Raw genomic sequence first — 25,125 nt, forward strand, 5'->3', positions numbered from 1 at the left:
ATTTGGGGGTCGGTTCATTTGGTGGGGTTTTTATTTGACAAAAAATAAGGCACGCATGATGTCTTATGTTGCTTATTTTGTGGGCGGGGTAGGTTATTTTACCAAGCCGTATTTTTCTTCTAGCCGTTTTAACTCACCGCTTTGAGCCAGCTCGTCAATGCCTTCGTTTAGGGTGTTAAGCAGTTGAGTATTTTCTTTATCTATCACAAAGATAAAGCCTATTTTGTCTTGATAAGGGACGATTTTTAATAGGGATTCTTTGCCTTGTAGGTTGTTTTTGATGATGTGGTTTAATACCCCTGTATCAGAGAAAGCGACATCGTATTTGCCCTGTAAGACACCTTGAAAGCCCAAAAACTCAGATTGTACCTTGTTAATGTTGTGTTGATTGCCCAGACCCTCAACGTCGCCATCACTGACGGTGGCGATATTTAATGTGTGTGCATTTAAATCTGACTTAGTGGTTGGGTAGGTATTGGCAAGTTTGGCGTTATCAGCACGATAAAAATAAACAGGCTGAGTGTTGTGGTAGGGTTTGGTTACCCCATATTTGGAGGCACGTTCTTCTTGATAGAATATCCCAGAGGCGGCAATATCACTTGTGCCAGCATCAATCTCGGTGAAAATGCCATCAAAAGATGTGGGTTTGTATTGAAGGTTTAACCCCTTGTTTTGGGCGATGGCATCTAATAGGTCAATATCAAAACCTGTGAGCGAGCCTTTTTCATCAGAAAAGGTAAAAGGAGCAAAAGCTGAGGTTACTGCCACGGTCAATGTTTTGGTATTGGGGTTATTGACAGTGGCGGTTGTTTCGGTGGTAGTGGTGGTTGTAGATTCTGTTGATGGAGCATTGGAGTTATTAGGTTTGTCCCCACCACAGGCAAATAAACTAAGACTCATCGCCAAAAGTAGGCTGGGTTTAAAAGCGGTAGTGTTTAAAAAATTCATAAGTGTTCCAAATATTAAGCGGTTGGATGGATAAATGGTAGATTAGATGAATGGTGAATTAATAAAAAATATTGTATTAAACAATTATCATTTAAAAATATAAAGTATTAAGTACCAATCAACACAGTTTGTACTGCTTATTATAGATAAACATGACATAAAGTCAATATTTAAAAGTTTAATTAGAATTTTTAAACATGATTTGTCTAAAAATTAAAAAATCATTTAATGTGCCAAAAAATCAGCAATTTTTACCAAAAATTAAGCCCCATTCACATTTTTAAAACCATTGCAACTTGTTATATTTTGCCAAATGGCGTAAACTATACAGTATTTATTTGATGAAACTGTCTTTGGCTTAATTTGGGACGGATTCATGGATAGATTTTAGAGTGAGCGGGATGATTTTGCCGACAGACGGTTTTGCCATGCTCATCATTCGCTGACCTAATGCAACAATGTATCAAAATTTTCCTTAAAAATAATATGGCGAATATTATGACAAAAAGTAGCAAAGATACGGTGGCTTATCACAGCACCGAACTCACCGCAGATGGTGCAGCGTACATTGAGGCGTTGTACGAGGACTATTTGGCGGATAAGGCAAGCGTGAGCATCGAGTGGCAAAAATACTTTGCCGATTATGAGCAAGCAGGCGATGCCCCGCACAATGCCATCAAAGAGCAGTTCTTGCTCCTAGCCCGCAACCAAACCAACGCTCGCCCCACTGTGCAGACCGTTGGGACAGGCGACTGCGACCCCAAACAGATGGCAGTGCAACAACTTATCAGTGCCTATCGTCGTCGTGGACATCGTATCGCTAAGATTGACCCCTTGGGACTACAAAAGCGTGATGGCATTGAGGATTTGACCTTGGCTTATCATGGTCTGTCCGAGGCTGACCTTGACACGACTTTCCCAACCACACTCATGCACATCGGCAAAGAGTCAGCGACACTGCGTGAGATTATTGAGATTTGTGAGCGTATCTATTGCGGTAGCATTGGCTATGAATACATGCATGTCTTTACCGCCACCGAGAAAAAGTGGATTGAAAAATATATTGAGCAAAATCAAGGCTTTATCAGATTTGATAAAGACAAAAAATTAGAAATCCTTGACCGCTTGACTGCTGCCGAGGGTCTAGAAAAATACCTGGCTCGTAAATATACAGGCGTTAAGCGTTTTGGTCTAGAGGGGGGCGAGAGCTTCATTCCTGCGGTGCATGAGATGATTCAGCGTGTGGGAACCTATGGCACCAAAGAAGTCGTCATCGGCATGGCTCACCGTGGTCGTTTGAACCTACTTGTCAATATCATGGGTAAAAACCCATCTGCCCTGTTTGATGAATTTGATGGTAAAGTTCAGCCAACAGTCGGTTCGGGCGATGTGAAATACCACAATGGGTTTAGCTCAAACGTCATCACCAAAGGCGGAGAGATGCACCTTGCCTTGGCATTTAACCCGTCTCACTTAGAAATCGTCTCTCCTGTCATGCTAGGCTCGGTGCGTGCTCGTCAAGCCCGCCGTAGCGAGGCTTATGGTTATGACATTGACAACAGCACGGTACTGCCCATCGTGGTGCATGGCGATGCCGCCTTTGCAGGTCAAGGCGTCAACCAAGAGACCTTCCAGATGTCGCAAACCCGTGCTTACAAAACAGGCGGTACGGTACATATCGTCATCAACAACCAAGTAGGCTTTACCACATCTCGCCCTGATGATGCACGCTCTACCGAGTACTGCACGGACGTTGCCAAAATGGTACATGCTCCCATCTTGCATGTCAATGGTGATGACCCAGAGGCGGTCGTGTTTGCCAGTCAGCTTGTGCTAGATTATAGAAAAGAGTTCGGTCGTGATGTTGTGCTTGATATTGTTTGTTATCGTCGCAATGGACACAACGAATCGGATGAGCCATCAGCAACCCAGCCACTTATGTATCAAGTCATTAAAAAACTGCCCACCACTCGCACCCAATACGCTCAAAAATTGGCTGCCGAGGGTGTGCTAATTGCCGATCAAGCAAATGAGATTGATGATGCCTATCGTATCGCCCTAGATAATGGCGAGGATGTGGCTCACGGACTTGCCAAAGAGCCTGATGCCAGCCTGTTTGTAGATTGGTCGCCTTATGTGGGTCATGGCTTGACCGATGATGTTCAAACAGGCGTGCCTGTTGAAAAGCTCAAATCCTACGCACAAGCCATGGCAAAAGTGCCAGAAGGCTTTGAATTGCAACGTCAAGTTGCCAAAGTGCTAGAACAACGTCTTGCCATGCAAACAGGACAAGAACCCATGAACTGGGGTGCTGCCGAGACATTGGCATACGCGTCGCTTGTGGATGAGGGTTCGCTTGTGCGTATCACAGGCGAGGACGTGGGTCGTGGGACATTCTCGCACCGTCATAGCGAGCTTTACAGCCAAAAAGACGCTAGCCTATATATCCCATTACAGCACATTCGTGAGGGGCAAGCCCGTTTTGCCACCTATAACTCACTACTATCAGAAGAAGCGGTACTTGCCTTTGAATACGGCTATTCTACCACCGTGCCAAATGCCCTTATCATTTGGGAGGCTCAGTTTGGCGACTTTGCCAACGGAGCTCAGGTGGTGATTGATCAGTTTATTGCAAGTGGCGAAACCAAATGGCAACGCCTATCAGGTCTTGTTATGCTACTGCCACACGGCTTTGAGGGGCAAGGTCCTGAGCATTCATCAGCTCGTTTGGAGCGTTTCTTACAGCTATGTGCTGAGGATAATATGCAGGTCATCACCCCAACGACCCCTGCTCAGATTTTCCACGCTCTACGCCGTCAAGTGGTGCAAAAAGCTCGTAAGCCACTTATCGTCATGTCGCCCAAATCGCTACTTCGTCATCCGCTGGCCACATCAACGCTTGATGACTTGTCAAATGGCAAATTTGAGACAGTATTGCCTGAGATTGACAGCATTGACAACAGCAAGGTAACTCGTGTGGTACTGTGTGGTGGTAAAGTGTATTATGAACTGCTTGAAGCTCGCCGTAAGCTCGGGCTTGACCATATCGCCATCGTGCGTATTGAACAGCTCTACCCACTACCAGAAGAGCGTATTTTGGCGGAGCTTGCCAAATACCCAAATCTTAGCGAAATCGTCTGGACGCAAGAAGAGCCACTCAACCAAGGTGCGTGGTACTATCTACTGCCAGAGCTACACCGCTTGACAGAAGGCAAAGCCAAACTGCTCCCTGCATCAGGTCGTCCTGCGGCGGCAGCCCCTGCAACAGGTTCGCCAAAAATCCATGCCGCCCAACAAAAAGCCTTGATTGCACAGGCGTTGAACGTGAGCGTGGAACAGTTGTAATTTGACAGCACGCAGGGCGACTTGTGTGCTTATTTCTATTTTTGGCATTGTTCAATTAAAGGTACATTTTAAAAATTTGGACGTGTAGGGGCGAATCATATTCGCCCAAAAATCAACACTTTGTCAAAGGGCAAATGTCATTTGCCCCTACAAATTTACCCAAAGGTATGGTTAATTAACAATACCCTATTTTTTAAATTTAAGTAAACTTGGAGTTTATCATGGCTGACATTAAAGCCCCCGTATTTCCAGAATCGGTACAAGACGGCACCATCGTAGAATGGCACGTTGCCGAAGGTGAGCAAGTATCTCGTGACCAACTGCTTGCCGAGATTGAGACCGACAAAGTTGTGCTAGAAGTGGTTGCCCCTGACGATGGCGTGATTAGTAGCATTGCCAAAGGCGTGGACAGCACCGTATTGTCTGCCGAAGTGATTGCCACTTTTGAAGCAGGTGCAACTGCCGCACCAAAAGCTGAGAGCGAAGAGCTATCCAAAGACGAAGCCAACAAAGGCACCACCATTGACCCAGCCAGCGTTGCCGCCCCTGTACAGCCAAAAGCCGAAGCAGAAGGCGACTTTAAAGACCAAAGCCCTGCCGTGCGTAAAGCTGCCAAAGAAACAGGCGTAAACCCAGCAGACGTACAAGGTTCAGGTCGTGGCGGTCGTGTTACCAAATCAGACATGGTTAACCCCACCCTAAAAGGCGACAACGGTCAAGTTATCGCTACTGCTATCGGTCAGCGTATTGAAAAACGTGAGCCAATGACTCGTCTGCGTAAGCGTATCGCCGAGCGTCTATTGTCTGCCACCCAAGAAACCGCCATGCTTACTACTTTCAATGAAGTGAACATGAAGCCACTGATGGACTTGCGTGCCAAATACAAAGACCAATTTGAAAAACGTCATGGCGTAAAATTGGGCTTTATGTCGCTATTTGTAAAAGCAGCCACCGAAGCGTTGAAGCGTTTCCCTGCGGTCAATGCCTCTATTGACGGTGATGACATTGTGTATCACGGCTATTATGACGTGGGCGTGGCGGTGTCAAGCGACCGTGGTTTGGTTGTGCCTGTACTTCGTGATACCGACAGCATGGGTCTTGCCGACATCGAAGGCGGTATCCGTGATTATGCCACCAAAGCCCGTGAAGGCAAGCTATCAATTGAAGAGATGACTGGCGGTACATTCACCATTACTAATGGTGGTGTGTTCGGTTCGCTCCTATCTACCCCAATCATCAACCCGCCACAAACTGCCATCCTAGGTATGCACGCCATTAACGAGCGTCCTATGGCGGTAAACGGTCAAGTGGTTATCCTACCGATGATGTATCTGGCTCTGTCTTATGACCACCGTTTGATTGACGGTAAAGATGCGGTGCAATTCTTGGTAACGATTAAAGAGCTTATTGAAGATCCAGCACGTCTGATTTTGGATTTGTAATTTGTCAAAAAGACGGATTGGAAATCTGATCCGTCTTTGTATCAATTAAAAGGCTTAACAATGACAATGCAATTACACATGAATTTTGATGAAATCAAACGATTTTGCCAAACCAATCCGCTTTTGACGGACAAAAAAGTAACGTTGTCGTTTGATGAGAGTGCCAGCGAGTTGTATCACGCACTGCGTAAACAGCAAATGCTCAACGCCATTAACGCATTTCGTGGGTCGGGCATGGGCGGTGGTGTTGATGAGCTGCTTCTTGACCGACAGCAAGACAAGCGAGTATAGGTGGTGAAATCGTATGTCTTTGATACATCTGCCATTTTGACGTTATTTGATAATGAAGAAGGGGCGGATACAGTTGCCGAGCTACTACACTTGGCAATCCATGAGCGTATCACGATTTTTGTGAGTGCCATTAGCATGGTGGAATTTCGGTATCGACTCATTCGCCAACATCATGAACACGCATTTGTGGACAAAAAGATGAATGAGCTTTATGATATGCCAATAATAGTGGTGGATTTTAATCAGGCATTGATTGAACAGTCTGCCATTTATAAATCTACCGCCAAAATGTCGTTTGCTGATGCGTGTATTGCAGGTACAGCCAAGCATTTGGGTGCAATTTTGGTGCATAAAGACCCTGAGTATCAGGCGATTGCTCATGACATCAAGCAATTGGTATTGCTTTTTAAGCCAAAAACAAACCAATCTTAACAATTTATCCTTTAAAAATATAGGTAATAACTATGAAAAATTCATATGATTTAGTGGTTATCGGTGGCGGGCCTGGTGGCTATGAAGCTGCCATTCGTGCAGGCCAGCTTGGCTTTAGCACCGCTTGTATCGAAAAACGCATTCATAAAGGCGAACCTGCCCTTGGCGGTACTTGCCTAAACGTGGGCTGTATCCCGTCAAAAGCCTTGCTTGACAGCTCACACCGCTACGAAGCAACCCGCCATGAGCTTGCCGAACACGGTATCACGACAGGCGATGTGGCGATTGACGTATCAAAAATGCTAGAACGCAAAGACAGCGTTGTCAAGGGTTTGACCGCAGGTGTGGCAGGTCTATTAAAAGGCAATGGCGTGGACTGGCTACAAGGCGTGGGTACCTTGCTTGACGGTAAATCAGCCGAAAAGCAAGTTAAATTTACCGCTCATGACGGCACCGAGACCACCATTACTGCCAAATATGTGATTTTGGCGGCAGGTTCTGTGCCAATTGAAATCCCCGTTGCCAAAACTGACAGCGAATTTATCGTAGACAGCACTGGTGCCTTAGAATTTAAGGAAGCCCCAAAACGTCTTGGCGTGATTGGTGCGGGCGTGATTGGATTGGAGCTTGGCTCGGTATGGCGTCGCCTAGGCTCAGAAGTGGTAGTGTATGAAGCCATGCCAGAGTTTTTGGCAGTTGCCGACAAAGACATTGCCAAAGAAGCAGGCAAACTGCTTAAAAAACAAGGTCTTGACATTCGTGTGGATACCAAAGTGACAGGTGCTGAAGTGGTGGGTGGCGAAGTGGTTGTAACCACGGATGTCAAAGGCGAAACCAAAACCGAAACCTTTGACAAACTTATCGTGTGCGTGGGTCGCCGTGCGTACAGTGAAGGCTTGCTTGCGGACGGCTGTGGCATTGGGCTGACTGAGCGTGGACTTGTGGCGGTAGATGACCAATGCAAAACCAACCTAGATGGCGTGTATGCCATTGGCGACTTGGTGCGTGGCCCGATGCTTGCCCACAAAGCGATGGAAGAAGGCATGATGGCGGTAGAACGCATTCATGGCGAAAAAGCTCAGGTAAACTACGACACCATCATCAGCGTGATTTATACGCACCCTGAGATTGCGTGGGTGGGCTTGACCGAAGAGCAGGCACGTGCCCGTGGATATGAAGTCAAAACGGGTTCATTCAACCTATCTGCCAACGGTCGTGCCTTAGCACAAGGTGAGGGCGTGGGCGTGATTAAGGTTGTGGCTGATGCCAAGACTGACCGCTTGCTAGGCTTACACATGGTAGGCGTGGGTGCTGGCGACATCGTCCACCAAGGCATGATTGCCCTTGAATTTGTGTCAAGTGTAGAAGACCTACAACTGATGACATTCGCTCACCCAACCGTATCAGAAGCGGTGCATGAGGCGGCGCTGTCTGCGGACGGTCGTGCGATTCACGCGATTCAAAGAAAGAAGCGTTGATTGCATAGTGGTTTTGACACCCCAAATATTTTCGATTTGGGGTGGTTTGTTAAATTATGCAGATGTAAACACAAATGGGTAAAGAATTGTTACTTTGGTGGCAATTTCTTTGAATCCAAATGGCTGCTCTTGTATAATTTATTGTGATTGGGTTGGTTATTTAGTTATTAAGGCGATGACATGACAAAAGTCATTACTTACGGCACTTTTGATTTGCTGCACCATGGTCATATTCGTTTGCTTGAGCGAGCGAGCGAGAGGGCTTGGTGATTATTTGGTCGTGGCAATCTCTACTGATGAGTTTAATTTGGGCAAGGGTAAGGTGTGTGCTTATTCTTATGAAGAGCGTGCTCATATTGTCAAGGCGATACGCTATGTTGACGAAGTCATTCCTGAGAGCGGCTGGGAACAAAAGATTGTTGATGTCAAGAATCATGTCATTTGCACGCTTTTGTGATTGGGGTGGGGGTGTTGTCTCGTGGGTTGCCGAAGGGCTTGGTCGGTCTGGCGTTGGGCAAATTACCCTTGTGGATATGGATGTGATTGCCGAGAGCAATATTAACCGTCAATTGCCTGCCCTAAGTTCAACGCTTGGCGAGAGTAAGGTTTTGGTTGTAGCACAAAGACTGCACGACATTAACCCTGATGTGGTGGTGAATGCGATTGATGATTTTTTTGACTGTCGATAATGTGGCAAAGATTTTGCCCAGTCGTGAAATGGCAAACACTCTAAAAGCACAAGGCAAAAAATCGTGGTATTGGACTGTACGGACGATATGAATGCCAAAATTGACCCTACCAAAATTACCGTAGGCGACTTAAAAGAAGTCTATCAAGACTCTCTACTTGCCAAATTACGCACCAAATTGCGTGAAAAAGGTATTAACCGTGCGTTAAAAGAGAAGTTTGGGATTACCTGTGTGTATTCAACCGAACCACCCAAAACCGTCAAAGCATGCGAAAGTGGGCTACATTGTGGGGGTTATGGTTCATCGGTGGCGATGACTTGTGGAATGGCGATGGTGGTGGTAGGGCTTGTGATTGGAAGTGGTGGTTGAGTTTATCGTGATGGATTGATTGGGTAACAAGTTTTGTTGTGGCAGAGCATTATATGAACAATTTTGTGAAATGGGCAGAATTTAAAGCAAACACTCTAATTTATGGTGCAGGTGTTGGTGGTCAAGAGCTTTTGCAGCACTTACGCAACAAGGGTGAATACTTGGTGGTGGGTTTTATTGATGATGACCCAAGCTTACACGGGCAAGAGGTGATGGGCGTGATGGTGCATCACCCAGAGTGCATCGGTGAGTTGTTGCAGACGCATCAGGCATCAATGATTATTGTGGCAATCCCTTCATTGCCAGAGGCTCGAAAATACGAAATTTATGGGCTGTTAGATCGGTTTGAAGTACAGATTTTGACTTTGCCAAATTTGACCGATATTTTATTGGGTCGTGCTAGTACTGCTCAGACTTCACTAATTTCTCCAGAATATTTGCTTGATCGTCCAAGCGTCAAGCCGATGGGCGATTTGTTGAGCAAAAATATCACAGGCAAGACAGTATTGGTTACTGGCGGTGGTGGTTCTATCGGCAGTGAGCTGGCTCGTCAGATTGTACAATTAAATCCCAAGCACCTGATTATCTTAGAGGTGTCAGAGTATGCGTTATACAATATTGAAAGTGAGTTGTTGGTCTTATCAGATGTGCCAGTAACAGCGATGATTGGTAGCGTGCTTGACGAAACTAAATTACAACAAATTTTTAGTCAATATCAAGTAGATACCGTCTATCACGCTGCCGCCTATAAGCACGTACCAATGGTAGAAAAAAACCCATTTGTGGGTGTGATTAATAATTTTATTGGAACATTAAATTGCGTCAAATTGGCGGTGGCAAATAGCGTGCATACTTTTGTGCTGATTTCTACCGACAAGGCAGTTCGTCCAACCAATGTGATGGGCTGTAGCAAGCGATTGTCTGAGCTGATTTGTCAAGCGATGGCAACCGCCCAATCAAAAACAACCATCTCTATGGTGCGATTTGGTAATGTGCTAGGGTCGTCAGGCTCGGTGATTCCGCTATTTACCAAACAAATCCAAGAGGGCGGTCCAATTACTGTTACCCACCCTGATATTACCCGATACTTTATGACCATTCCAGAGGCGTCGCAGCTGGTGATTCAGGCAGGTGCAATGGCAGCAGGCGGCGATGTGTTCTTGTTGGATATGGGCAATCCTGTCAAAATTCGGGATTTGGCACTAAGAATGATTAAGCTAAGCGGTTTGCAACCAAAAAGCGACAAAAACCCATTAGGCATTGAGATTGTCTATACAGGACTAAGACCTGGCGAGAAACTCTATGAGGAGCTGTTGATTGCAGGCGATAATCTGGAACAAACCCAGCACCCAAGAATCATCAAGGCACACGAACGCCAGTTTTCGTTAGAGGAGCTGGACAATCTAAAACAAGGCATTATGTCAGCGTACGCCAATAATGATGTGGCTTGGCTGATTGAGCAGTTGGTTTATTTTGTTGAAGGCTACAAAAAGAGCGATTTAGCAAAAAGCTATTGATGTTCAATCCAATAAATTTTTTTCAGATAATTTGGGGCATAATAGTAGATGCACCAAGACTAAATAAGGTTAGTATGATATGAGTCAAAATCAGCGTTTTTTACCGTTTTCTTTGCCAGACATTACCGAGCGAGAGATTGAAGAAGTGGTACAAACTTTGCGTTCTGGTTGGGTAACCACAGGACCAAAAACTAAGCAATTTGAGCAAGATTTTGTCAGTTATTTGGGCGATGACAGTTTGGAGGCGATTGCGATCAATTCGGCGACTTCTGGACTGCATTTGGCATTAGAGGCGGCAGGTGTCAAGGCGGGCGATGAGGTCATCGTTCCAACTTATACTTTTACAGCAACAGCAGAAGTGGTGCGTTATTTGGGAGCTGATCCGATTTTTGTGGATGCTGACCCTGTAACTTATTGCATTGATCCAGAGTTGATTGAGGCTGCCATCACGCCAAAAACCAAAGCCATCGTGCCCGTACATTTTGCAGGTCTAACGGCTGATATGGACAGCATTTTGGCAATCGCCAAAAAGTACAATCTAAAAGTCATTGAAGATGCTGCCCACGCTTTCCCAACCAAGTACAAAGGCAAACTGGTGGGTACATTGGACAGCGATGTTACAGTATTTAGCTTTTATGCCAATAAGACAATGACCACGGGCGAGGGCGGTATGCTGGTTTCAAGAAATCCAGAAATCATCAAGCGTGCCAAAGTGATGCGTCTGCACGGCATCAGTCGTGATGCTTTTGATCGCTATCAGTCAAAAACCCCTGCGTGGTTCTATGAAGTGATTGAGCCAGGTTTTAAATACAATCTGCCAGATATTTGTTCCGCCATTGGTTTGGTGCAGTTGCAACGCATTGATGAATTCCAACAAAAGCGTGAGGCACTTGCTGAAGTGTATCATCAGGAACTCAAAGACTTGCCAATTAATTTGCCATTTTATGAGGACAAGAGTCAAGGTCATCAACATGCTTGGCATCTGTATCCGATTCAATTGGCCGATGAGTCAGGCATTAGTCGTGAAGACTTTATTTTGCAGATGTCAAAATTTGGTATCGGTTGTTCGGTGCATTTTATCCCATTGCATCGCCACCCAATTTGGCGTGATATGTACAATTTGACGCCAGAGCAATTCCCTGTGGCAGAATCTTTGTACCAAAATGAAGTGTCTATTCCTCTATTTACTAAGATGACGGCAGACGATCAAGCCTATGTGATTGATGCCATCAAAAAAGTGCTGAACGGACAATTCGCTAGCGAAGAGTAACGCTGTATGTATTATTTGGCGCGCCACGACTTGTGGTACACCACCTTAAAAACGGCGTATTACTTGATACGCCTTAACAAAAAACTGGTAAGACTATGAGTTTGTTTGATAAATTAAACCGCAACGATGTAGAAAAAACCCTACAAAAAGCCATCAAAAATAAAGATTCTTTGGTAAAAAAAGCCAAAAAACTACAACGAGACCCGCAGCTATTCTTTAAGGATATGTATGCCAAAAGAAGCAAGCAGTTGATCTCAAAAGTCCCTGTCAAATACGAAGGTCAAAATCAGTTTACGGTGGTGTCAGCCGTCTATAATGTTGAAAAATATTTGGACGAATATTTTACATCATTGACCAATCAGACGCTGGACTTCAAAAAACACATTCATCTAGTGCTGGTTGATGATGGTTCAACCGATGACTCTGCCAAAATCATCAAAAAATGGCAGAAAAAATTCCCAAACAACATTCGCTACTATTACAAAGAAAACGGCGGTCAAGCGTCGGCACGAGATTATGGTTTGGATTATATTCAGACCGAGTGGTGTACTTTTATTGATCCTGATGACTTTGTGGATATTGATTATTTCAAAAACATTGACCAAGCCTTAGTTGAAGAGCAAGACTTATGGATGGTTTCTTGTAATTTGATTTATTACTATGAGCAAAGCAAGCAGTATAAAGACGACCATCCACAAAATTATAAATTTAAGCAAAAAATTACTTGTTTTGATGTTAGAGACCAAAACCAATACATTCAGCTGTCGGTCAGTCTTGCGATTTTGAACACCAAAATCATTCAAGAAAATGGTTTGCGATTTGACACACGCATTAAGCCATCATTTGAAGATGCGACTTTTATGATGAATTATGCCTTAGCATTGTACAAAAAACAGGGCAGAATCGCCTTTGTTAAAGATGCTAAGTACTACTACCGCAAAAGAGCAGATGGCACCAGTACGCTAGACACAGGTTGGGTAAAACCATCTGGTTATGATGAAGTGCTGCGTTATGGTTGTTTGGCGACTTTGCAGGCATATCATCAGTCGGTTGGTTATGTCCCACGATTTATCCAAACATCGGCAATGTATTACCACATTTGGCAAATCAAGGGCATTGTCAATCAAAACAACGCATTGGACTTTTTGACTCAAGAACAAAAAGATGAGTACTTGTCGTTGTTAAGACAGATGTTTGAGTACATTGATGAAGATGCCATTGATGCTTTTAGTTTGGCAGGTACTTGGATGTTTGAAAAAGCGGGTATGCTAAATCTTTATAAGAATCAAGCACTACGCCCAGACCTGAAAATCGCCTATGCTGAAAAGTACGATGCGACCAAAGATGAGATTTTGTTGTACTATTTTGCACCAAAAGACAGCGTGGCGGTGTTCTATGATAATGGTGTGGTGATTGAGCCAACCCAAAAGAAAATTTTGCGTCATAGCTTTTTGGACAAAGCCTTTGTTTATGAGTATCGCTACTGGGTGCCATTGTCAAAAACTGGAAATATCCGCTTAGAAGTTGATGGTCACCCGACCAAAATTGGCTTTGCAGGCAAGCACATCAGAACGCCATTACTAGCTCAAGACATTCGTAAGTATTATCAGGCACAGTACAAGTATCCAAATATGAACAATGCTTGGATTATTATGGATAGAGATGTGCAAGCGGACGACAATGCTGAGCATTTTTATCGTTATGTAATGAACAATCACCCAGAGCAGCCGATTTATTTTGCTTTGCGTAAGACTTCGCACGATTGGGCAAGGTTGGAAGCAGAAGGGTTTAATTTGCTGGACTTTGGTTCGGTCAGATTTGAAAAAGAGTTAAAAAATTGTGCCAAAATCATCAGCTCACACATTGATGATTATATCGTGGACTATTTTGGCGACAAAGGTTTAATTTCCAAAGACTTTATTTTCTTGCCACACGGCGTTACCCAAAATGACTTGTATAGTTGGTATAACTCAAAAATCCAGTATATGAGCCTGATGACTGTTTCTACTAAAGACGAACACGAGTCCATCGCAGGCGACAACAACCATTATAAATATGGTCATAAAGAAATTAAATTGACAGGTTTTCCACGCCACGATGCATTATTGCGTGGTAATATGGAGAATACCAAGCGTATCGTAGTGATGCCCACTTGGCGCAAATATTTGCTGGGCAAATATGACAATGCTACAGGCAAATTCTTAAAAAATCCTGAATTTATGCAATCAGAATACGCTCAAAAATGGCAAGCATTCTTAGCCAGTGATGAGTTACAGCGTCTGATTCGTGAATATGGCTATGAAGTGGTGTTTGCTCCGCACAAAAATACCGAAGCCTATTTGGATGAGTTTAACTTGCCAAGTAATATCAAGATTTGGCAAGCCAACCCAAATGAAAGCATCCAAAAACTGTTCCAGACAGCGGATATGATGATTACCGACTATTCAAGCGTGGCGTTTGAAATGGGGTATTTGGGCAAGACGGTACTGTACTATCAATTTGATTTTGATGAGTTTTTTGCAACCCAATGGCAGCGTGGCTATTTTGAGTACGAAACACACGGCTTTGGTGCGGTGTCGGCTGATGAACAAAAACTATTGGCGGACTTAGAAGCAGTATTGGCAAATGATGGCAAGCCGTTGCCAGTTTATCAAGCTCGCATTGAGAATACCTTTGCTCATCGTGATGACCAAAACTCTGCTCGTGTTTACCAAGCCATTTTGGCACTTGATGAAAGCAATGAATATGTGGTGGATACTGATAAAGTATATCAGTCAATGCAGGCTTTGATGGCTGATGAACAATGGGCATTGGTTGAAGCACACGCACGATTCTTGATGAAAAAAGCCGATGACGAAACCGTCAATCCAGAGCTGGTTAATGCTTTGTTTGATGCTTTGATAAGACAAGGCAAATACGTAGAAGTTGCAGCATTGATTGATGATGAAGAGAGTGCATTGGTGCTTGGCAAGGCTCAGCAAGCAGAATACGCTTATTTTATGGCGGACTGGCAAGGGGTGGTTTCGCATCTGTCAGGGCTTGATTTGACCGAAAGACAACAAAGAATGTTGGCACACAGTTATGCCGCTCTAGGACAAGTACAATCCACCGAAAAAGCAGTAGCAAAACTGCCACAAGACGCGGAATACGAAGAAGCCTACACCCAAGCCTTGATTGCATTGGCAAATCAGGACTGGCAAGCGGTCATTGAGCTGCTTGGCGAGAACAAGTTGGACGAGCTGTTAGCCTTTGCTGATGAAGTGGCACAAGATGAGCAGGACGAACAAACGGACATACCGAGCATTAGTTCACAGCAGCTTTTGGTAGAGTATCGTTTTGAGTTGATTTTGGCACAAGCATATCGCCAACTAGAAGCGTATGATTTGGCAAATGAGCAATTGGGCAATTATGAAAAGCATTCACGCAATGAACCGCAATGCCGTTTGGAAATTGCACGCTTGGCAGCTGCTAGAAATAACACAACCAAAGTCATCTCACAATACGAGCAAGCGGTATTTGGCGAGATTGAGCGTTTGGCATTGGCGGATTTTGAGCGATATGTACAGGCACTATTAACAGCAGGCAAGCACAATGAACTGGCGAAGTTAATGCCAGAGGCATTGGCGACTTATGCTAACAATCAGACCTTGCAGACAGCGTGGACAAAACACTTATTCCAAGTGGCGGATTACCAAGCCTTCTTGGCAGCGTATGAAGCCCTAGATCAGGCAAGCCGTGCGACCTTAGTTTATGAAGTGGTGCTGGTGAAATACCGCTTGGGCTTGATTGATGAGGCGTATGCAGAGATTGTAATGCCAACCTATGAAAGCTCTTATGAATACTGGCTACTTGTAATGGAGCTGGCATTTGCAAAAGCGGATCTTAAACTGGCAAAAAGCTGTTACCAAAGACTATTGGCAATTTATCCTGCCAAGTCAGCAGAAGTGGCGAGTAAATTTGACTTTATGGTCAAAAATTATGAAGCCATCAATCCTTTGGCATAATTTGCCAAAGGATTGATGATTGGATAAAATCTATCTACTAAGATTGGTGGATAGATTTTATTATTAGCAAGTATGGTTAAGATTAAATTGGACTAAGAGTGTGCATTTTGGGTTTTTAACCACGCTGTTTTGTATTGTTTTTTTAAGGATAGTATTTGTGTATCAGCCGAATAAATGGTGATTTAAATGAAAAAATTTATTGACCGCTACAAATGCAAAACCAAAAAACTCATCAATAATCCCCCGATTTTTTTTCGGGATTATTTTAACAAGCGTTATCCGCTTACCCATACCGAGCTTGGGGTTGATGAGGCGACCGAGTCGGCTTTTATCGCCTATTCTGGGGTAAATAATGTCTTGAACGCCAAAGATACGCCAGTTGATGTGGTGTTTACTTGGGTGGATAATACCGACCCTGCTTGGCAAGCCAGATACCATCAGCATAAGGCATTGGTTGATGAGAGTATTGTTGGGCAATTTGCTACCGATATTGCCCGTTTTGACAATCATAATGAGCTGTATTATGCGGTCAAGGCGGTTAAGCGTCATTTGGCGTGGGTGCGTCATATTTATATTGTTACGGATAATCAAACACCAGCGTGGATTGATGAATTTGAGCAGGTAACCGTTATTGATCATCGGCAGATTATTGATGAAAAATATTTGCCAACTTTTAACTCGCACGTGATTGAGGCGTTTTTGCACAAAATTCCCAATCTGTCTGAGAATTTTATTTATTTTAATGATGATGTCTTTGTGGCAAAAGACTTACCAAAAGAGCATTTTTTTTCGGCAAATGGCTTGGCATCAATCTTTATCTCGTCCAAAGTGCTGTCCGAAATGCAGGCACGTGGGGTAAGAACACCAACTTTGCTTGCCACCAATAAAAGCCTAAATTTGCTGGCGAAGCAGTATCCGCACACAATTACCAATGCTTTGGTGCATACTTATTATCCCCTAAAAAAATCGGTCTATGAGTATGCGTGGCAACTGTATGGCGAACAGATTAAGGCGTTTTTGCCCAATCGTTTTCGCAGCAATAATGACCTGAATATGGCGACCTGTTTGGTGCCTTGGCTGGCATATTATCAACGCCTTGCCACCGAACGCCTTGATGTGTGTTATTATTTTAATATTCGTTCCAGAAAGGCATTGACTTGCTATGACAAGCTTTTGAGACTAAAAAAATTGGACGCATCGCCGCATTCATTTTGTGCAAATGATTTTAATACAGAATTAAAAAATCCTGTAATAGATTATCGTGAACGCTTGCTAAAAATGCTTGATGCGTATTACGCTTAACTGATTGTTTTTTAACTATTTTTTAATAGACTTCCTGCAAAACCCAAAAACAAGGAAAAACCGTTCGTGGTGAGCTTGTCGAACCATAACGGTTTTCCGCCACCCTTCGACAGGCTCAGGGCGAACGAAAAACCTAGTTTTGCAGGAAGTTTAATAGGGATATTATATGACGCCATCATCCCCACCGCAGGCTTTGGTACTCGTATGTTGCCACTCTCCAAAGCCGTGCCAAAAGAGCTTCTGCCACTTGGCGACAAGCCCGCCATTCACTATGTCGTCATGGAAGCGGTGCGTGCGGGTATCAAAAATATCGTACTGGTCAATCACACCCAAAAAAGTGCGATAGAAAATTATTTTGACATTAACAGCGAACTAGATACCCAACTTCGCTTAAAGGGCAAAAATGAGCTGGCGGACAGTCTAAACTTTTTGCCTGATGACGTGCGTATCATCAGTGTACGTCAAGGTCGTCCGCTAGGTCTAGGTCATGCGGTATTACAGGGTCGTGCAGTCGTGGGCGATAACCCCTTTGCCGTGCTGCTGCCTGATGTGGTGCTAGATCCCTTTAAGACCGATTTTAAGGCGGATAATTTGGCGTATATGTTGGATATGTTTGCCAAAACGGGTCGCTCGCAGATTCTCGTTGACCCTGTGGCGGACGATGATATACACAAATATGGCATTGCTTGTCTTAGTGATAAACAAACCATTGCCAAATCTGATGCCAATGACTCATTTGATGTCAAGGGCTTTGTGGAAAAGCCTGCTTTGGTGGATGCCCCATCCAACCTTGCGGTGGTAGGACGCTATGTGTTTGACCCAAAGATTTTTGACTTTTTGGCGGAGACCAAGCCGTCTGTGGGCGGTGAGATTCAGCTGACCGATGCCATTGATGCACTTATCAGTAAGCAGGGCATGGACGTGGTGACCTTAAAGGGTGAGAGCTTTGACGCAGGCGACATGAAAACCTATATACAGGCGTTTGGTTATTTTGCCGAGCATATAGGCGAATTATTCTAAGGATTTGTCATGAACCAAAGCCCTACTTGGCAAACTCTGCAATCCCTTGCCCAAACTAACCGCACCTTGACCGAGCTGTTCAAAGATGACAAACGTGGCGAGCGGTTTGGCGTGTCGGCTTGCGATATGTACATGGATTTTAGTAAGCAAGCGATTGACGATGAGATTTTATCAGCGTTATTGACCTTGGCGGACGATTATCAATTATCTAATAAAATCAATGACTTATTAACAGGCAAAAAAGTAAACGACACCGAAAACCGCCCTGCCTTACACACTGCTTTACGCTCACCCAAGGGCGAGTCTCTCATCGTGGACGGCACAGACGTAAACGCCCAAGTCCACGACAGCCTTGCCAAAGCCGAAACCATTGTCAGCCGTATCCGCACAGGCGTGTGGCGTGGCTATGCAGGACACGCCATGACGGACGTGGTTAATATCGGTGTGGGCGGTTCGGATTTGGGGCCTCTAATGGCAACGACTGCCCTGTCCGAGTGGGCGGACACGTCCATTCGGGTGCATTTTGTTTCCAACATGGACGGCACCCAACTTGACAGCCTGTTAAAGGTGCTAAACCCCCAAACCACGCTGTTTATTATTTCATCAAAATCATTTGGCACGATAGACACGCTCTCCAACGCCAAAACCACCTTAGGCTGGCTATTGTCCGCCCACGATAACAAACCCACGATTTTACGCCGTCATTTTATCGGCATTTCCACACGCCCTGACAAGATGAGCGAGTGGGGCATTCATGAAAATAATCAGTTGCTACTGTGGGACTGGGTCGGCGGTCGGTTTAGTATGTGGTCGGTCATCGGACTTGCCATTGCCATAAAAATCGGCATGGACGGCTTTTATGAGCTACTGGCAGGGGCGAACGACATGGACAGGCATTTTGCCACAGCCGATTTTGCCCAAAATATGCCCGTTTTGCTTGGGCTGTTGGGTGTGTGGAACAGCACTTTTTTGGGGATTAACGCCCACACCGTGCTACCTTATGACGGCAGATTGTCGCATTTTCCCAACTATCTGACCCAGCTTGAAATGGAATCCAACGGCAAATCAGTCGCCAGAGACGGTCAGCAGGTCGGCTATGATACTTGTCCGATTTTGTGGGGCGACATTGGTTCAAATGCTCAGCACGCTTTTTATCAGCTCCTGCATCAAGGCACGCAAAGAGTCTCTTGCGACTTTATCACGCCCATTCATCGCTATCATCAGCATCAAACCGCCAATGCCCATTTGTCCGAACAGCATGAGCTTTCCTTGTCAAATTGCCTTGCTCAGTCGCAGGTGTTGGCATTTGGCAACCATGCCTTGCCTGATGAATTACAAAAAAATGACGATGATTTTGCTAAGTTTAAACAATACCGTGGTAATCAGCCGTCCACAACGCTTTTACTTGACAGCCTAACGCCAAAAACGCTCGGCTCGCTCATCGCCCTATATGAGCATAAAGTCTATGTGATGAGTGTGATTTGGCAAATCAACCCGTTTGACCAATGGGGCGTGGAAGTGGGTAAAGTCATGGCAAATCAGGTTTATGACGTGTTGTGCGACAAACAAAGTGTGGGGGCGTTTGATTCATCAACCAATACGCTATTAAATAAAATTAAGGGCAAATTTTAAAAAGTATTTTTAATAAAAATTACGGTAAATGATAATGAAAACACACGACGCGGTCTATATCATCGGAGCAAATCATGAAGCGATTAATGCAGGGATTTTGCTTGCCAGTTTAAATAAAAAAGTGCATTTATTAAGTATGAAAAATGCCATTGATGAGACATTGTTTCATTATCATTTTGACCGTCAAATCAATGCCTTATGGTCGCTGTATGTGAATGAAAATAAAATCATTCATCATCATAAAAATAGTCGTGATGATACACTTGATTTTATTAAAAAATCACAAGGCAGTTTAATCTGGCTATTTGTTGATGACATGAGCGATGACGAATTGGCATTATTTACCAAAACCCAAGATAATCCGCACAGTCAAATTATCCTAAGCGGTATAGATAATATTGGCAAAATGGAGCAAATTGCCAATGAGATGATTAGCAAATGGGTGTATTATTTGCCATTTATTTTTATGAAAGACGGGGCGAATTTTAGCAGTTTTTATCAATCGGGTTTGGTATTGATTGGCGAAAAAACAGCAAATAGCGTGGCAAATTGTGAAATCATCTCTTTTATCAAATCCCAAGCCAAACAATGCCAAATTGATAATATTAAAACCATAGAATTTGCTCGCAGTGCGATTATGGCAATGCTTGCCACTCGCTTGTCGTTTATGAACGAAATGACACGCCTTGCTGATAAAGAAAATATTAATATCAAGCACATTGAGCGGATTATGGGGTCGGACAGCCGTATCGGTTCGGCATATTTGGGAGCAGGTTGGGGCTTTGGCGGAAAGACCTTGCCCAATGAATTGACTTTATTAAAAAATCAATTTGACAATCAAAACGTCAAATCAGAGGTATTAAATGCCGTGATTGATGTTAATGCTGACCAAAAAGAGCTGATTTTTAGAAAATTTTGGCGATATTTTAATGGCTTTATAGAAAATAAAACCGTGATGATATGGGGGGCAGGCTATCGCATTGGGGCAGGGCTTAGTACCAACAGTGCCATTCATCCATTATTAAAATTGTTGTGGTCGTATGATATAAAAACGGTGGTTTATACCAATAATACCACGATTGAATTACAAACGATGTATGAAAATGAGCGGTTATTTTCAATCACAAACAACCCTTATGAGTTGAATGAAATAGACAGTTTATTTATCATTAATTGGTCGGGATTAACACCGCCTGATGTTTATGAATTAAATAAATACAATGTACCGATATTTGATGCCAAAAATATTTTAAGTGATGATGAGATTAAATTATTAACCAGTGATTATATTGGTATTGGTCGCAAAAATCACTAAGCCCATTTTTAAGAGAGTATGACATGAAAAAAATCCTAGTAACAGGCGGAGCAGGCTATATTGGCTCGCATACCTTGATTGAACTCATCAAGGCAGGTTATACGCCTGTGGTATATGACAATTTGTCCAATTCTAGCCCTGTGGCGATTGAGCGTGTAGAAAAGATTGTCGGTACAGAGATAACCTTTATCAAAGGCGATGTACTGGATAAGGCTCATTTGGAGCGTGTGTTTGATGAATATGACTTTTTTGGCGTGATTCATTTTGCAGGGCTAAAAGCGGTGGGCGAGAGCGTGGCAAAACCGCTTAAATACTACCAAAATAACGTAACAGGCACGCTAAATCTTTTGGAGGTCATGAAAGACAAAGGCGTAACTAACTTTATCTTTTCATCATCGGCGACCGTCTATGGCGACCCAGAAGTCTTGCCCATTACTGAGACCGCCAAACGCTCTTGCACCAACCCTTATGGGCAGTCCAAACTCACGGTAGAATATATCCTAGAAGATTTGGCAAAATCCGTGCAGGACAGCCAAGTGTGGAACATCATCGCCCTACGCTACTTTAACCCCATTGGGGCGGACGTGTCAGGGGCGATTGGCGAAGACCCAAGCGACATTCCCAACAACCTTATGCCTTATATCTCACAAGTGGCGGTGGGTAAATTAGAAAAACTATCCGTGTTTGGCGATGATTATGACACGGTGGACGGCACAGGCGTGCGTGATTATATTCATGTGGTGGATTTGGCAAAAGGTCATGTGTCGGCACTGGACTATATCGCAGGGCGTGAGAGAGCTTTTGGTTTTGAGCCGATTAACCTAGGCACAGGCAACGGCACAAGCGTACTACAACTGGTCAATGCCTTTATCCACGCCACAGGGCAAAACGTGCCATACGTCATCGCCCCAAGACGAGCAGGGGACATTGCCACTTGCTATGCCAGTAGCGATAAAGCCAAAAACCTGCTTGGCTGGACGGCAGAATATGACACCCAGCGTATGTGCGTGGATACATGGCGTTGGCAAAGTCAAAATCCCAAAGGCTACCGCCCCTAAAACAAAACCGCCCAAAGGCGGTTTTTGCGACATTAGGACAGTCATGCCCTACTCACTATGCTTCTTAACCTGCTCAATCCGCTTATCCGTCTCAGGGTGCGTGGACAGCACCGACCAATGCCCTTGACCATCGCCATGTTCTTTTTTTAGCTTTTCAAAGAAGTTGGCAAGGTGCATGGGCGATATGCCAAGGCGTTTTAGCTCATCGATGGCAAATTTATCCGCTTGCATCTCCGCATCTTGGGAGTATTGGGCGGCAGCGAGCATGGTTGGTAGGGCAAGTATCAAATCAGACGCATCGCCTGTGATGACGATGACCAGTACCCCCACACCAATACTGCTAATCGCCCGCTCCAAGCTATGACGATGTACCAAATGCCCCTGCTCATGGGCAAGCACGGCTAGGATTTCGTTGTCATCTCCGCTAAGCTCGATAAGCTCGTCTGTGATGACGATGGTGTTGTTGGGGATGGCAAGGGCGTTTGCTCCGATGACCCCACCCCCACGCACCAGCACTTTGGCTTTGGGGTTGCCATCTAGCTTGTCGTACAGAGCGATTATCGCATCTTGGCGAGCCTGTGATAGCTTGCTTGGCTCGGTCAGCTCCATGACTTGTTCTTCTGCCTTTTGTCCGACTTCCATCAAAACATCAGGGGGTAGGGACTGGGCGATGTGGTGCGATGCCAATGGCACGCCAAATTTGAGTACGCCTGTCATAAAAATAACAACAGCGACCAAACTGACCAAAATCCACCCAAAACTGCTCTCCATGATGGAGATTTTGTGAAATAGGCGTTTGTGGTGTAGTTCAAGCCAATCAGGCACACCGCCAATCAGCTCAATCCGCTCACCGCTACCAAAGGCAAGCACCCCTGCCGACCGCCCCACGCTTGGCATAAATTCACAGTCGGCAGTCCGATATGCCCCGCCAACGTCATCGCCTTCTAGCACAAAGCTATCGGGACTGGTGCTTGGGCGGATATGGGCGGTATGGGCTTTGCTTGTTTTGCCATCAAAATAGCGTACGATGATTGGGCGTGTACTCATGACAACCTACCACGACACATCAATGTCAAACACATCGGCAATCTCTTCGCCCAAAGCGGATTCTTCTACCATTTGGGGTGTGATAATCTCATCAAAATTCTCATAACTGAGCAAAGACAGCGTCTCGGTCTTGTAGCGATGCAGTCGCACTGCCGCCCACGGGGTAAATAGCCCAAGTGTCAAGCCAATCAGCAAAAAGTTGGTAAATTGAATAAAAGCAAATCTAAAAATGCTAAACTCATTTAGCACAAACTCACTCTCGCCAATGGTCAAGTTGTCCCACACAACCTTATGCAGACAGGCTTGAATAAGCGGTAAGATAAGCAGTGCCATCAGGTACATGCCAATCAGGTACATGCCAATAATGACAATGAGCATAGTCCCTGTGCTTTCAACACCACCAAAACCTATGATGAACAGTCCACACACCGCCACAGCAATTGCAATTGGCATCACAACCGCCTTATACACATCAAGCATGCTGGCGTGCCAGGTAAACGCCATCTTGCCAAATTGGGTGTTGTTAAACTGATAACTCTTAAATAGTCGCCATGCAAATGGGGCAAGTAAGACAAAACCAATCACCATCACCATCATGCCAATGACATCATGTATCTGCAAGTTCATGCTCAAATAACCTGCCCCAATGATGAGAATATTGGCAAAAACAATCAAGCCAAACAGCATATAAGCACCAAGCAGACTGCCCACAAAGGCAAAGCGGACGTTTTTGTATTGGCTGTTCCTTGCCCGAAAGCGTAATGTAGAACGCACAAGCCATGGAAATACTGCCATCATCAAAACACCCCCTACCATCGTGATGACAGGCGAGAATTCCCCCAACACACTGATGACAAGATAGACACCAATTGCGATGAGACGCCCAATCAAAATCCGCTTAGGGTTGGCGGTGAAGTCAAATGACTCATCATTTAGCTCGGTGTTGCCATAAAAATACCGCAGACGGCGAACCTTTGCCCACGGCGAATAAATCCCAAGGGTGATGATTGTCAAAAGCAAATTAACAATCCAAATCCTAAAATACTCTGACCCTGTCCCATAAAAATGAAAGTCATATTGATACGGCTCATCAGGTTGGGCAGGGGGTAGGGTAGGGGGTGTATCAAAAGGGGTGTGATAAATATCGTTGGCAAAAGACTCATTTGGGGGCAGTGACATGTTGTGTCCTTATATGGTGTTGAATAAAAGTCATGAGAATAAGACTTATTTTTTTTACACAAATTATACCAAAGTCAAACCAAAAATACAAAAGTTAAGATTTGATTAATTTTATTGATTTTATGGTAAAATAAGACATCTAAACCAAGACTTAATTTTTATGAAAAAACTTATCCTAGCAAGCAATAACCAAGGCAAACTTGCCGAATTTCAATCCCTATTTGATAAGGCAAATCTGGGCATTAGTATCATCCCCCAAGGCGAGCTTGGTATCACAGACGCTGACGAAACAGGATTGTCCTTTATAGAAAACGCCATTATCAAGGCTCGTCATGCCAGTCGTGAAAGCGGTTTGCCTGCCCTAGCGGACGATAGCGGGCTGTGCGTGCCTGTGCTTGGCAATATGCCAGGGATTTATTCGGCGAGATTTTCGGGCAATCACGGCGATGACAATGCCAATAACGCCAAACTCTTGACAGAGCTTGCCCCTTTTAGAAACGGTACACCCATTGTCGGTAAATTTATCTGCGTGCTTGCCCTAGTTCGCCATGCCGATGATCCCTTGCCGATGATTGCACAGGGGCAGTGGGTAGGCGAGATATTGGACGCACCACGGGGCGAAAATGGCTTTGGCTATGACCCGCTTTTTTATGTGCCAAGCCTTGACAGCTCATCTGCCGAGCTTGATAAAACCACCAAAAACGCCCTAAGCCACCGTGGGCAAGCCCTAGATAAGCTCATCGCCCATTTAAAGCAGGGCGAATTTGATAGGTTGTAATTTTGCCAA

The 25,125-nt window shown here is 44.6% G+C and carries 21 protein-coding genes; 18 read left to right on the forward strand and 3 right to left on the reverse strand.

Translation table 11 applies throughout. The features are described from left to right. Positions 1-93 precede the first annotated feature (93 nt). Positions 94-948, reverse strand: coding sequence for a substrate-binding periplasmic protein (locus tag B5J94_RS10695; protein ID WP_062499033.1), 855 nt, complete (start codon positions 946-948; stop codon positions 94-96). Between the two features lie 498 nt (positions 949-1,446). Here B5J94_RS10695 and B5J94_RS10700 point away from each other — a divergent pair, with 498 nt between their 5' ends. From B5J94_RS10700 to galE, 17 genes are all read left to right on the forward strand, one after another. Continuing rightward, a complete protein-coding gene (locus B5J94_RS10700) occupies positions 1,447-4,293 on the forward strand; it encodes a 2-oxoglutarate dehydrogenase E1 component (protein ID WP_062499034.1) in 2,847 nt (948 codons plus the stop codon). Between the two features lie 221 nt (positions 4,294-4,514). After that, a complete protein-coding gene (gene odhB / locus B5J94_RS10705; protein ID WP_062499035.1) occupies positions 4,515-5,735 on the forward strand; it encodes a 2-oxoglutarate dehydrogenase complex dihydrolipoyllysine-residue succinyltransferase in 1,221 nt (406 codons plus the stop codon). Positions 5,736-5,795: 60 nt separating this feature from the next. Beyond that, on the forward strand, positions 5,796-6,026 hold the full coding sequence (locus tag B5J94_RS10710) for a hypothetical protein (RefSeq protein WP_062499036.1): 231 nt from the start codon (positions 5,796-5,798) through the stop codon (positions 6,024-6,026). A 3-nt stretch (positions 6,027-6,029) separates the two neighbouring features. Then, complete coding sequence (locus tag B5J94_RS10715) at positions 6,030-6,458, forward strand: PIN domain-containing protein (protein ID WP_158081060.1); 429 nt, start codon at positions 6,030-6,032, stop codon at positions 6,456-6,458. A 32-nt stretch (positions 6,459-6,490) separates the two neighbouring features. After that, positions 6,491-7,936 (forward strand): dihydrolipoyl dehydrogenase, encoded by a 1,446-nt coding sequence (lpdA, locus tag B5J94_RS10720; RefSeq protein ID WP_062499038.1) that lies wholly within the window; start codon positions 6,491-6,493, stop codon positions 7,934-7,936. Between the two features lie 180 nt (positions 7,937-8,116). Then, complete coding sequence (locus tag B5J94_RS15160) at positions 8,117-8,206, forward strand: adenylyltransferase/cytidyltransferase family protein (protein ID WP_373280018.1); 90 nt, start codon at positions 8,117-8,119, stop codon at positions 8,204-8,206. Next, complete coding sequence (locus tag B5J94_RS10725; RefSeq protein ID WP_373280020.1) at positions 8,166-8,393, forward strand: adenylyltransferase/cytidyltransferase family protein; 228 nt, start codon at positions 8,166-8,168, stop codon at positions 8,391-8,393. Before B5J94_RS15160 ends, B5J94_RS10725 begins: the two co-directional genes overlap by 41 nt. Next, complete coding sequence (locus B5J94_RS15165; RefSeq protein ID WP_062499039.1) at positions 8,371-8,625, forward strand: tRNA threonylcarbamoyladenosine dehydratase; 255 nt, start codon at positions 8,371-8,373, stop codon at positions 8,623-8,625. Before B5J94_RS10725 ends, B5J94_RS15165 begins: the two co-directional genes overlap by 23 nt. 63 nt (positions 8,626-8,688) lie before the next feature. After that, positions 8,689-8,994, forward strand: coding sequence for a hypothetical protein (locus B5J94_RS15170; protein WP_373280019.1), 306 nt, complete (start codon positions 8,689-8,691; stop codon positions 8,992-8,994). Positions 8,995-9,047: 53 nt separating this feature from the next. Beyond that, complete coding sequence (locus B5J94_RS10735) at positions 9,048-10,511, forward strand: polysaccharide biosynthesis protein (RefSeq protein ID WP_062499041.1); 1,464 nt, start codon at positions 9,048-9,050, stop codon at positions 10,509-10,511. Positions 10,512-10,590: 79 nt separating this feature from the next. Beyond that, complete coding sequence (locus B5J94_RS10740) at positions 10,591-11,781, forward strand: DegT/DnrJ/EryC1/StrS family aminotransferase (protein ID WP_062499042.1); 1,191 nt, start codon at positions 10,591-10,593, stop codon at positions 11,779-11,781. A 95-nt stretch (positions 11,782-11,876) separates the two neighbouring features. Beyond that, positions 11,877-15,785 (forward strand): CDP-glycerol glycerophosphotransferase family protein, encoded by a 3,909-nt coding sequence (locus B5J94_RS10745; protein ID WP_062499043.1) that lies wholly within the window; start codon positions 11,877-11,879, stop codon positions 15,783-15,785. A 186-nt stretch (positions 15,786-15,971) separates the two neighbouring features. Then, on the forward strand, positions 15,972-17,087 hold the full coding sequence (locus B5J94_RS10750) for a Stealth CR1 domain-containing protein (protein WP_062499044.1): 1,116 nt from the start codon (positions 15,972-15,974) through the stop codon (positions 17,085-17,087). 153 nt (positions 17,088-17,240) lie between these two features. Continuing rightward, the gene (locus tag B5J94_RS10755; RefSeq protein WP_265734270.1) at positions 17,241-18,107 is read left to right on the forward strand and encodes a UTP--glucose-1-phosphate uridylyltransferase; all 867 of its coding nucleotides are present in this window, start codon (positions 17,241-17,243) and stop codon (positions 18,105-18,107) included. A 9-nt stretch (positions 18,108-18,116) separates the two neighbouring features. Beyond that, positions 18,117-19,739: a glucose-6-phosphate isomerase gene (gene pgi / locus B5J94_RS10760; RefSeq protein ID WP_062498734.1), complete on the forward strand. Its 1,623-nt coding sequence runs from the start codon at positions 18,117-18,119 to the stop codon at positions 19,737-19,739. Between the two features lie 34 nt (positions 19,740-19,773). Continuing rightward, a complete protein-coding gene (locus tag B5J94_RS10765; RefSeq protein ID WP_143821975.1) occupies positions 19,774-21,054 on the forward strand; it encodes a UDP-glucose 6-dehydrogenase in 1,281 nt (426 codons plus the stop codon). A gap of 23 nt (positions 21,055-21,077) precedes the next feature. Beyond that, entirely contained in the window at positions 21,078-22,112 is a 1,035-nt protein-coding gene (gene galE / locus B5J94_RS10770) for a UDP-glucose 4-epimerase GalE (protein WP_062498736.1), read from the forward strand. Between the two features lie 48 nt (positions 22,113-22,160). Here the strand turns inward: galE and B5J94_RS10775 are convergent, their stop codons facing one another. Next, on the reverse strand, positions 22,161-23,159 hold the full coding sequence (locus B5J94_RS10775) for a M48 family metallopeptidase (RefSeq protein ID WP_062498737.1): 999 nt from the start codon (positions 23,157-23,159) through the stop codon (positions 22,161-22,163). A 6-nt stretch (positions 23,160-23,165) separates the two neighbouring features. Beyond that, positions 23,166-24,338, reverse strand: coding sequence for a YjgN family protein (locus B5J94_RS10780; RefSeq protein ID WP_062498738.1), 1,173 nt, complete (start codon positions 24,336-24,338; stop codon positions 23,166-23,168). A 160-nt stretch (positions 24,339-24,498) separates the two neighbouring features. Between B5J94_RS10780 and rdgB the strand changes: the two genes are divergently transcribed. Continuing rightward, on the forward strand, positions 24,499-25,116 hold the full coding sequence (gene rdgB / locus B5J94_RS10785) for an RdgB/HAM1 family non-canonical purine NTP pyrophosphatase (RefSeq protein ID WP_062498739.1): 618 nt from the start codon (positions 24,499-24,501) through the stop codon (positions 25,114-25,116). The last annotated feature ends 9 nt before the right edge of the window (positions 25,117-25,125 follow it).

This window comes from Moraxella lacunata, from assembly GCF_002027545.1.
Classification (GTDB): domain Bacteria; phylum Pseudomonadota; class Gammaproteobacteria; order Pseudomonadales; family Moraxellaceae; genus Moraxella; species Moraxella lacunata.

Coding starts and splice junctions, on each gene's coding strand:
- B5J94_RS10695 (WP_062499033.1), bottom strand. CDS start 948: ATGAATTTTTTAAACACTACCGCTTTTAAACCCAGCCTACTTTTGGCG.
- B5J94_RS10700 (WP_062499034.1), top strand. CDS start 1,447: ATGACAAAAAGTAGCAAAGATACGGTGGCTTATCACAGCACCGAACTC.
- odhB (WP_062499035.1), top strand. CDS start 4,515: ATGGCTGACATTAAAGCCCCCGTATTTCCAGAATCGGTACAAGACGGC.
- B5J94_RS10710 (WP_062499036.1), top strand. CDS start 5,796: ATGACAATGCAATTACACATGAATTTTGATGAAATCAAACGATTTTGC.
- lpdA (WP_062499038.1), top strand. CDS start 6,491: ATGAAAAATTCATATGATTTAGTGGTTATCGGTGGCGGGCCTGGTGGC.
- B5J94_RS15160 (WP_373280018.1), top strand. CDS start 8,117: ATGACAAAAGTCATTACTTACGGCACTTTTGATTTGCTGCACCATGGT.
- B5J94_RS15165 (WP_062499039.1), top strand. CDS start 8,371: ATGTCATTTGCACGCTTTTGTGATTGGGGTGGGGGTGTTGTCTCGTGG.
- B5J94_RS10735 (WP_062499041.1), top strand. CDS start 9,048: ATGAACAATTTTGTGAAATGGGCAGAATTTAAAGCAAACACTCTAATT.
- B5J94_RS10740 (WP_062499042.1), top strand. CDS start 10,591: ATGAGTCAAAATCAGCGTTTTTTACCGTTTTCTTTGCCAGACATTACC.
- B5J94_RS10745 (WP_062499043.1), top strand. CDS start 11,877: ATGAGTTTGTTTGATAAATTAAACCGCAACGATGTAGAAAAAACCCTA.
- B5J94_RS10750 (WP_062499044.1), top strand. CDS start 15,972: ATGAAAAAATTTATTGACCGCTACAAATGCAAAACCAAAAAACTCATC.
- pgi (WP_062498734.1), top strand. CDS start 18,117: ATGAACCAAAGCCCTACTTGGCAAACTCTGCAATCCCTTGCCCAAACT.
- B5J94_RS10765 (WP_143821975.1), top strand. CDS start 19,774: ATGAAAACACACGACGCGGTCTATATCATCGGAGCAAATCATGAAGCG.
- galE (WP_062498736.1), top strand. CDS start 21,078: ATGAAAAAAATCCTAGTAACAGGCGGAGCAGGCTATATTGGCTCGCAT.
- B5J94_RS10775 (WP_062498737.1), bottom strand. CDS start 23,159: ATGAGTACACGCCCAATCATCGTACGCTATTTTGATGGCAAAACAAGC.
- B5J94_RS10780 (WP_062498738.1), bottom strand. CDS start 24,338: ATGTCACTGCCCCCAAATGAGTCTTTTGCCAACGATATTTATCACACC.
- rdgB (WP_062498739.1), top strand. CDS start 24,499: ATGAAAAAACTTATCCTAGCAAGCAATAACCAAGGCAAACTTGCCGAA.